The organism is Phytohabitans aurantiacus (assembly GCF_027923225.1).
Lineage (GTDB): Bacteria > Actinomycetota > Actinomycetes > Mycobacteriales > Micromonosporaceae > Phytohabitans > Phytohabitans aurantiacus.
In genome coordinates this window covers 24,834-34,076 of sequence record NZ_BSDI01000070.1, presented here as the reverse complement: position 1 = coordinate 34,076, position 9,243 = coordinate 24,834, and the positions used below count along the sequence as shown (strand labels likewise).

At 68.8% G+C, this 9,243-nt stretch carries 8 protein-coding genes; 2 read left to right on the top strand and 6 right to left on the bottom strand.

Annotated features, from left to right (window positions below):
* Positions 1 to 1,672, top strand: a 1,672-nt coding sequence (locus tag QMG73_RS40480) for a hypothetical protein (RefSeq protein ID WP_309299587.1), incomplete at its 5' end; no start/stop codon positions are given.
* 143 nt (positions 1,673 to 1,815) lie between these two features.
* Here the strand turns inward: QMG73_RS40480 and QMG73_RS40475 are convergent.
* A complete protein-coding gene (locus QMG73_RS40475; protein ID WP_281904592.1) occupies positions 1,816 to 2,574 on the bottom strand; it encodes a hypothetical protein in 759 nt (252 codons plus the stop codon).
* Between the two features lie 130 nt (positions 2,575 to 2,704).
* Complete coding sequence (locus tag QMG73_RS40470) at positions 2,705 to 3,568, bottom strand: NmrA/HSCARG family protein (RefSeq protein WP_281904591.1); 864 nt, start codon at positions 3,566 to 3,568, stop codon at positions 2,705 to 2,707.
* A 116-nt stretch (positions 3,569 to 3,684) separates the two neighbouring features.
* Between QMG73_RS40470 and QMG73_RS40465 the strand changes: the two genes are divergently transcribed.
* Positions 3,685 to 4,398: a TetR/AcrR family transcriptional regulator gene (locus tag QMG73_RS40465; protein WP_281904588.1), complete on the top strand. Its 714-nt coding sequence runs from the start codon at positions 3,685 to 3,687 to the stop codon at positions 4,396 to 4,398.
* A 222-nt stretch (positions 4,399 to 4,620) separates the two neighbouring features.
* On the opposite strand, the gene QMG73_RS40460 is transcribed toward QMG73_RS40465, so the two are convergent.
* From QMG73_RS40460 to QMG73_RS40445, 4 genes are all read right to left on the bottom strand, one after another.
* Entirely contained in the window at positions 4,621 to 6,357 is a 1,737-nt protein-coding gene (locus QMG73_RS40460; RefSeq protein ID WP_281904599.1) for a VirB4 family type IV secretion system protein, read from the bottom strand.
* A 104-nt stretch (positions 6,358 to 6,461) separates the two neighbouring features.
* Positions 6,462 to 7,406, bottom strand: a complete 945-nt coding sequence (locus QMG73_RS40455) for a PrgI family protein (RefSeq protein WP_281904585.1) — start codon at positions 7,404 to 7,406, stop codon at positions 6,462 to 6,464.
* Between the two features lie 104 nt (positions 7,407 to 7,510).
* A complete protein-coding gene (locus QMG73_RS40450) occupies positions 7,511 to 8,860 on the bottom strand; it encodes a hypothetical protein (RefSeq protein WP_281904582.1) in 1,350 nt (449 codons plus the stop codon).
* Between the two features lies 1 nt (position 8,861).
* Complete coding sequence (locus QMG73_RS40445) at positions 8,862 to 9,173, bottom strand: pilin (RefSeq protein ID WP_407676924.1); 312 nt, start codon at positions 9,171 to 9,173, stop codon at positions 8,862 to 8,864.
* Positions 9,174 to 9,243 lie beyond the last annotated feature (70 nt).

The following is a 9,243-nucleotide window of genomic DNA, read 5'->3' as shown; positions in this document are numbered from 1 at the left end:
CGGAGATCCGGTGACCACCGGCCCGGAGTTTTCATGTCCACCAGCCCGGAGCGAACTGTCCGCCAGCTCCGATTTTTTCGTGTCCGCTGGCACGAAGTCGCCGATATGGCGCAACGGCGGGCCTTTCGCCGAAGGCCAGGTCGTGATCGAGTCGTGCATCGACTGCCACGCGTGGGGGGTGACCCGGACCCTGCAGTGGCTGTGTTACGGCTGCAAGTCCTGGCGCGAAAACCACCGGCGCACAGGGCAATGCCCGTCATGCGGGCAGGAGGCCGCCCTGCACACGGTGACCGGCTCCTGCCGGCTATGCCACAAGCAGCGCAGCTGGTACGCCAAGCACACAGGTCGGCGCCCCAACACGATCGCGTTCACCGAAGCTAACCGCGGCGGGCAGCAGCTGTTTGTCGCCAACACCTTCTACGTCCACCACGGCCGCGGCCAACTCGAATACCGCAAGAAGACCATGCCTGTTGACATGTCGGTGCTCAGACCGGTCGCGTGGCAACAGCTGACCCTGTTCGACAGCCCTCGGGACTTCAAGGCCGGGTTGGAACGCGGATTCCTGCCACCACCGCGCCCCGACGTCGCCGCCGCGTTCAACATCCATGTCAACGAGCACGCCAACCGCTACGGTTGGACGGTCAGCAAGACCGAACGAGTCAAACGCGGAATCCGGATCCTGCTGGGCTTGCAGGACACTCCCGGCGCCCGCATCCGGCGCAGCGACGTCGCGCTGCTGTCCCGGATCAAACACTCCGCACAGGTGGTCGCCCACGTTCTGGAAACCGCCGGCATGCTCGACAACGACCGGGAGCCAGCCGTCGTGCGGTGGTTCCACGCCACCATCGCCGAGCTGCCGCAACAGATGCGCACCGAGCTGACCGTGTGGTTCGACGTCATGCGCAACGGCTCCACCAGTCCGCCCCGGCAGCGACCTCGTCAAGACACCACCATCAGCACCAAACTGCGATGGGCCATGCCCGCCCTACGAGCCTGGGCGAGCGAACACGAGTCGCTATGCGCGATCGGCCGCGACAACGTCCACGCCGCCATCGCTGGCAAGAATGCGCTGGCCCGCTCCACCATGCTGTCCGGGCTGCGATCTATCTTCACCATCCTCAAAGGACGCAAGATGGTCTTCGTCAACCCCACCACGCGGATCAAAGTCGACGAACCCGGCGGCTCGATCCCGCCACCGGTAGACCTGGCCAGGCTCAAAGAACTCCTCAACTCCGATGACCCGGTCAAGGCCGCACTCAGCGCGCTGCTGGCCTTCCACGCCGTCCGGATCTGGCAACTACGCAGTATGAAGCTCACCGACTACCACGACGGACGCCTCTACCTCGGCGACCAAGTCATCCTCCTGGCACCACCGGTGCGGCAGCGCCTCGACGCATACCTGCGACATCGGCAGGCGACCTGGCCCACCAGCACCAACCCGCACATGTTCATCCACCTGCGCAACTGGTCACACCACGGGCAAGTGTGGCCGGCCTGGATCGCCATACAGCTCGGCATGTCACCCCAGGTCATCCGCCGCGACCGCATACTCGACGAGGCACACGCCACCAGCGGAGACATCAAACAGCTCGTCGAACTTTTCGGCCTGTCGATCGACGGCGCCGCCCCCTACGTCAACGCGGTCAGCCACGCGGCCGCCGAAGAGGCGTAATCGCATCCCCCGCCGATGACCAAGGCGACTGATGCCGCTGTGCGTGGCTGTTGGGGCAGCGTGGTCTAGCCCCGGTCGCTTTGCGGGCGGCCGGGACCGTCGGTGGTGGTGTTTGAGGATTCTGGAGCGTGGTGGGGATGGGGTCAGTGTGCGGTTGTTGGGTTGACTTGTCGGCCGGTCGTGGTGGTTCGCCATAGGCTGCTCGCGGTTCCGGCGAAGCCTGCGGTCAGCAGGATCGCGCCGAGCAGTGCCAGTGGGCCGAGGTCCACGCCGGCTACCAGGAGCAGGGCGGCCTTTATGATGCCCAGGCCGCTGCCGAGCCCGAGGAGGAGGCCGACCCAGCGGGGCAGCAGGCCGCGCCAGGTCACGATCGTTACGAGTAGCAGCCCGGCGTTGGCTATCAGGCCGCCGGCGCTGAAGGTTACGTTGATCAGGTTCAGCAGTTCGCGGTACGCCTCCAGCAGCGCAGGGCGGTTGCTTGCTGGCGTTGAGAGGTACCGGTCTGCGAGTTCGGGGGTTGCGGATAGGCGCAGACAGGCGCCGAGGAAGCCGATGAGGGCGGCGGCGCTCGAAGCGGATATGAGCGTTGCCCGCGTCGGTGCGTGGTGTCGCAGGGCGGTGCCCCACGCTAGCAGGAGTCCGCCGATTCCCAGCCATGCCAGGACGTCGAAGACGATGGTCAGCCGGTAGGGCCCGGGTGCGTTGCCGGCGACATCGAGTTCAAGGAATTCCTCCGGCAGGGAGCCGGTGCCGGCCGGCAGAACGAGGGTGACGAACAGGACCATCAATCCGAGGTAGGCGAGGGCGGTTGGTATCGACCAGCGGGACAGGAAACGCAGCCATCGCTGGGCGTTGTCGTCTATCGCGGGGACGTCGGAGGGTGGGACGCGGGGTGTGTTCATGATCGTGGGCCTTTCGGGCTACGGGCAATGAATTGGCGTGGCGTGACCGGGCGCGACGGGCGATGTGTTGGTCGAGCCCGTTCGGGTTGATGGATCGAAGGATCGCGGTGGTGACGAAGAGGGCGTCCGGTTATGCCGGCAGGCGCGTCTTGCCGGATCGGTCCAGCCAGGTGCTGAACTCCATGAGGGTGGCGTGGGCGTTGCGCAGGGGTGTGAGGTCGGTGTCGTAGTAGGTCTCGTTCGCCCAGGTGAAGACCTTCGCGACCTCGGGGTTGTGCTCCCAGAGGGCCTGTAGCGGAATCTGGGTGTGTGGTATCTGGCGGCCGGCGGCGGTGCTCAGTGCGGCGGCGATCTGTGGGGCGGTCAGCCGGTCGCCGGTGATCTCCATGGACTTGCCCAGGTAGGTGCCCGGTTCGGAGAAGGCCAGCGCGGCGAACGCGCCGATGTCGTCGATGGCGATGAGTTGCATCACCAGGTCGTCGCGCCAGGCCACATTGAGTGAGCCGTCTTGGAAGAACCGGGCCGGGCTGGTGAAGTCTTCCATGAACCCGGCCGGGCGCAGGATCGTCGCGGGCACACCCAGCTCGCGGATGTGTTGCTCGATTTGCCATTTGTCGATCGCGCCCCAGCCGTGGTCCACGTAGAAGCGGTTTTGGCTCTCGACGCCACCGACCGAGGAATACACCAGGTGCCGCACATTGGCGGCCTTGGCGGCGTCCGCGACGTTCTTGCCCTGGGCGATTTCGTTGTCATTGGCGGACTGGACGCTGTAGATGCCGTACACGCCGCGTGCCGCCGCCCGGATGGAGGCGGCGTCGTCCAGGTCGCCATGGACGAGTTCGGCGCCGGTGGCGGCGAGTGCGGTGGCCGCCGGCGCGGTGTCGTCCCGGACGAGGGCGCGGACCCGCCAGCCCTGTGCGAGCAGGTGGCGGGCGGTGGCGCCGCCCTGGTTCCCGGTGGCGCCGGTGACGAGGACCGTCTTGGTGCTGTTCATGGCTCGCTCCTGTTGTCGGTGTCGCGACTACGTGATGACGATATGACGAAATTAGAAAACCCGTCAACTACAAGTATCTGTTGGCCAGATCTCACATCTGGTCATAAGATCGCTTCGTGAGTACCAGCGCCGAGCGACTCCGCAGCCCCCAGCAGCGCGCCGAGCGGGCCGTCCGGATCCTCGACGTGGCGGCGGACCTGCTGCTGCGCCACGGATACCGGCGAGTGAGCATCGACGACGTGGCCGCCGGTTTGGGCATCGGGAAAGGCACCGTCTATCTGCACTGGAAGACGCGGGAGCAGCTGTTCAGCGCCGTCTTCGCCCGTGAGGTGCTCCACGCCATGGACGAGCTGCGGCAGGCGCTGTCCCAGGATCCGCGGGCGTGCCTGCTGCACAACTTCGCCCGCGCCTATTTTCTGGCCATCGTGAAGCGCCCACTCCTGCGCGGGTTTCTCCTGGACGACCCTGACCTGCTGGGCAAGCTAGCCAACTCCGTGGACACCGCCCGTGATGACCGGCACGGTGCCATGGCGCGCGACTACCTCGGACTGCTCGCCGACCACGGCATCCTGCGCGACGACCTGCGCGTCGACGAGATCGGCTACGCCTACCAGGCAATCTTCGAGGGCTTCCTGCGAGCCGAAGGCGCCGCCCCGGCCAGCGGCCAGCAACAGCGAGCGGACCTGCTCGCACGCACCATCCAACGCGCGTTCGAGAGCGAGTCGGCGATCCCCGAGACCACCCTGCACGACCTCGCCGGCGCCACCATCACGTTGCTCGGCAACCTGATCGATGCCGACCGGATCGCCTCGGGCCTCCCCGAGAACTGATGACTCCAGACAAGCACCCACGGTGCCATCGCGCCACCGTCACGACATGAAACGACCTGAGCCGAGGGCTCTACTGAGACGTAGTGGCCGCGCACTACCGGGCCGATGGCCCCACCATTGCGCCGCGATTCAGCTCGCCCTCACCCGGCAACCACCCCAGCGTTAAGGAACCCAGGGGCCCGACAAGAGCGCGGACGCTCTCGCGCCCCCTGGGTTCCGGCCCTACACTTCCGACATTTCCGCGAACTCCAGGCCTGTCGCGGCGAGCTGGTGCTCGCGGGTGGACGCCACGGTCTGGAACACGACCCGGTGGCTGCCGGCCAGAAGCAGGGCCTCTCCGCGTCCCGCGGCCAGCAGCATCCGGGCTTCGCCGCCGGTCAACGCGAAGGTTTCGGCGATCAGGTCGATCGCCTGCGGGGCCTGACGCATCAGAATCTGGGTGGCGGCGTTGGCGATGACCGCCTGCCCCAGATCGGAGCCGAGCAGGTCGGTGGCGTCCTGGGTGACCACCGCGACGCCGGCGCGGCGTTTGCGGGCCGCCTTCGCCAGGCGGTACAGGAACTTCGCCCCTTCGCCGTCTTTGAGCAGGGTCCAGGCTTCGTCGACGACGACGAGTCGTCGGGCGCCGAGCCCGTCGGCGCGGGTGTTGGTGGGCACGTCGACGTCGCGCCAGATCGCGTCGAGGGCGAGGAGCATGCCGGGGGCGCGTAGTTCGTCGGCGAGTTGGCGGGTGGACCACACCACCAGGTGGCCGCGTGGCCGGAACGTGGTCGGGCCGTCGAACAGTTCCCGGAACGACCCGGTCGTCCAGGGTGATAGGCGCGCGGCGAGGGTGGTGCTGGCCGGATCGGCGGCGGCCTCCAGGGTGTCGGTGAGGTCGCGTAGCAGCGGTGCGGGCCGGGCCCAGGTGTTCGGGTCGTTGTTGATTCCGGCGGCGGCGTAGGTGGCCGTGATCGCCTTGTCCAACGCGGCCCGTTCGCCCGGTGGCGGCTGCTCGCCGAGCAGGACCGCCACCAATGTGTGTAGGAACAGGGCGCGGCGGGTGAGCGCATCCGGGCGCCGGTCGCCTGGCGGGATGTCGAGGGGGTTGATCCGGATGCCGGGGGCGCCGAGTTGGATGGCGGTGCCGCCGACGGCCTCGGCCAGGCGCAGGTACTCGTCCTCGGGGTCGATGATCGAGACGGTGACGCGGTCGTATAGCGACCGGAGTACCTCGCATTTGACGAGGTAGGACTTGCCGGCGCCGCTTCTGGCGAGCACGACGCTGTTGTGGTTTTCCTGCGCCCATCGGTTCCACCACACCACCCCGTTGGAGGCGGTGTTGAGTCCATAGAGGACACCGCCGGGGGCGACGGTGTCTCCTGGCAGTGGTGCGGGCAGGTCGGCGGAGGCGAGCGGGAACGCGGCGGCCAAAGCGTCGGTGTCGAATACCCGCCGCATCCGCAACGAGTCCACGCCCAGCGGCAGGGTGGAGGTCCAGCCCTGCAGTTGCCGCCAGGTCGCCGGCTGGGTGTCCAGCAACACCGATGAGGCGGCGGCGCGGACCTCGGCGACCGCCTCGACGAGTTCGTCTTCGGCGGGTGCGTGCACGCACAGGTAGTTGGCGGCGCGGAACAGCCGGCTCGCGCCGCGGGCGACCCGGTCGGCCAGATCGGCGGCGTCTTCGGCGGCGGCGTCCGTCACGGGGTCGCCGAGGCGCCCTTTGTCGAAGTCAAGGCGCCGGGCCGATTCGAGCCTGGCACGTTGGGTGCGCAGTTTCGCCGCGGCGGTCGCGGCGGGGATCGGCTCGATGTGTTGGGCGAAGTCGAGGCGGCCGGGCCAGGACAGCAGGATGTCCGGCCAGGCCAGGCTGAGCTGCGGCGGGTAGCCGGTCATCGCGGCGACGGCGGCGTAGCCGTCGCCGAGATGCAGGTGCCGGGGGGCGACGTCGACAGCGGCCGGGCCGATGACGGCGGCCAGTTCTTCCGCCGGGCCGGTCGGCGTGCCGCGCCGGCCGCCCCGCCGGCCGGGCCGGGCCTCGGCCCCGCTGCCGGGGCGGTTCTTGCGGTTTCTGGTCAGGATGTTCACGGTTCCTCCGGGTAGGGCTCCCCGGTGATCGGGGTGTGCGGGATGGCGCGGGGCCAACTGGCGTCGCCGCCGGCGTAGGGGTCGACCGCGGCGGTTAGCACCGCCAGGGCGGTGGGGCCGTCCAGCACCCGGGTCTGCGAACCCAGAGCGGCCAGGGCGGTGGCGGTGTGTTCGGCGCGACGCATCGCCTCCGCGGCGGCGTGCGGCCCGGTGGCCCGGCAGGCGACAGTGACGGTGCGCCACAACGGATCCCGCCGCTGGGCGATGTCAGCCAGAAATTCGGCATAGTCCAGTGCGGCATCGGCCAGGGCCGGATCGGGCAGGGCCTGCGCGGCGTCGGCGACCCGTTGGGCGTGGCTGGTCAGATCGACCCGCTGCGCGGAGACCACGACCTGGACCGGGCCGGTAAGGCTGTTGAGCCAGCGGCCGTAGCCGGCGACCATGGCGGCCTGCTCGCCCGTTGTGCGCAGGCCGATGTTGACCGTGGTCGCCGCGACCAGCACAACCGCGGTGCCGTCGGCGAAGGTGATGACACCGTCGTCGCTGATCGCCTCGGCGGGCAGCCGCAGCACCTGCGGCCGTGGCCCGGACGGGTCGTCGGCGACCGGTGCCCAGGCCGGTGGGGCGTCGATGCCGTCGGCGGCGGGGACCTGCCGGTGCGGGCCGCGCCGGGAACGGATCGCCGCCCACAACCACGCATCGAGCGGCAGCCCGTCCCGGCGGCCAACAGCGAGGGCGGCGGCCACCCCGGCGAGCGGGATGACCACGGCGGCGAACACGGGAAGCGGCAGCCGAGTGCCGATCGCCTGCCACAACAGGTAGGCAAGGGCAGCGGCGCCGGCCAGGATCGCCACCTGCCGCGCGGTCAGATTCCACAGAATGCGGTCTGGCGCCTCAATGTCGGCGGGAATTCGGGCATGAACGTGGGCATCAGCGTCCACAGAGGACTCCTTGGTGGTCTGGGGTTGATGGCACGGGGCGGCTCCCGCCGGCCGGGTTGGCCGGCAGGGCCGGTGGGTGTCGGCGCCCGCCCGGGCGCCGTCGGTCACGTCCGGCGGGGACGGGGTGGGCGGCTCCATGGACCGCTGACCGGTGGCCGGACCGGACGGGTCTTCGGCATTGCGGTGGCCGGGTTTACCCCCGGCGGTATGACCGGACGGTGCCCGGACGGTGGCGGCGTCGGCGTGACACCGGCCGCCCGAATCGGTGGCCGAGTCGAGCGCGGCGATGGGCTGCTCGACGCGCCCGCCGGCGGCCGGGCGGACGTCGATGCGGCACCGCCCGTCGTCGGCCTGCTGGTGGTGCGGGTGCCGCTGGCCGGGGACGACCGGATCGGTGCGCTGGAGCTGGTCGCTGATCTGGGTGTTCGGGTGCCGCCTGGTGTGGGCCGGGGCATGCGGGGCCGCCAGTACGGGATGATCTTGTTGGCCACCGATGGACCCTGGCCGGCCCGCGCACCCGGCGCCGACAGGCCGCGCCCACCCCATAGGCCGCCGGTCAACGCGCGGGTGATGTGTTGCACGACCACGAGCCGCACCAGCGCACCCAACACGTTGTTGCCGCGCGCGTTGGTGACGTACCGGCCCATCAGCGACGGAATCTTCACCGTCGCCCACAGCAGGCAGGCGACCACGAACAGGTTCAACACCTCGGGCGGATCGTTCGGCAACCCAAACTGGCTCAGGTTCGAGCCTGGGTCGAAGTAGACCTTCGCCGTAACGTGCAGAGCCAGTGCCTGTGCCCCGACGGTGCCCAGATCGCCACCAAAACCGCGCCACCACATCCGGGCCACCGGATCGGTCCACGGCGTCGCGTGGCACGCCAGGGCCAGCGGCGCGACGCCGACGAGAATGATCAGTCGGCCGAACCGGATGACCCAGCCGGCCGCCAGCATCGCCAGCAAGACGACCAGGATCATGCTGACCACGACTGTGAACAACGTGATGGACGGGTTGCGCAGCGAGCCCTCGATGACACGGCGCACCTGTGTAAGCGACTCGTCCGAGGCGATGTCCTGACCCACGATGGCCTGGATAACGGCATTGGCAAGATCGATCGCGGCCGAACAGAGTGGAGGGGCGAAATTCGCCGCGACGAATCCGATCAGTAATCGAGGCGCCAACTCGCCGATGCCGTAGCGGATCTGCACGGTTCCGTGCCCCATCACGGCCACACCGACGGCGATGATCGCCAACACAAATGCCGTGTTGGCGATCATCAGGGTGGTGTGGTTGAGCGTCTTGACCTGCGGCATCACGGTCACGTTCGGGATGACGAACAGGGTGGCGGTGATCAGGTCCCAGATCGTGTTGATGGCGTCGGCGGCGGCCCCGGCCAGCCACTTCACGACCAGGTCCAAGGCCGCTTCGACCGGCCACCCGAAAGGCGCCCACATGTCAGGGCCTCAAGATGCCGTTGAGGATGGTCATGATCACCGGCGCGAGCAGTGCGAGTCCGTAGCCGATCGCCGCCGACTTGAATGAGCCTTTGGCGCGCTCGACCTCTGAGGGGTCACCGCCGGCCATCAGGTAACGGGCGCCGCCGATAGTCAAGAACAGCGTCGCGACCGCGCCGAGGATCCCGGCGACCCAATAACGCAGGTGTTCGATGACCGTGTACAGGTCGTAGGTCGGTGGTGGCGGCGCCGGTGCGGCCAATGCCGGAGCCACGGCGATGATCAGTATGGCGGTGACCGTGAACGCGGTCACCGCGAGGCGAACGAGCGTGCGGTACATCGGTGGCTTCACCTCCCGCCCCAGCTGCTGGGGCGTGCGCGAA

What these genes read in the sequence shown, in the direction of transcription:
- QMG73_RS40475 (WP_281904592.1), bottom strand. Translation starts at nt 2,574, where the DNA reads ATGAACACACCCCGCGTCCCACCCTCCGACGTCCCCGCGATAGACGAC.
- QMG73_RS40470 (WP_281904591.1), bottom strand. Translation starts at nt 3,568, where the DNA reads ATGAACAGCACCAAGACGGTCCTCGTCACCGGCGCCACCGGGAACCAG.
- QMG73_RS40450 (WP_281904582.1), bottom strand. Translation starts at nt 8,860, where the DNA reads ATGTGGGCGCCTTTCGGGTGGCCGGTCGAAGCGGCCTTGGACCTGGTC.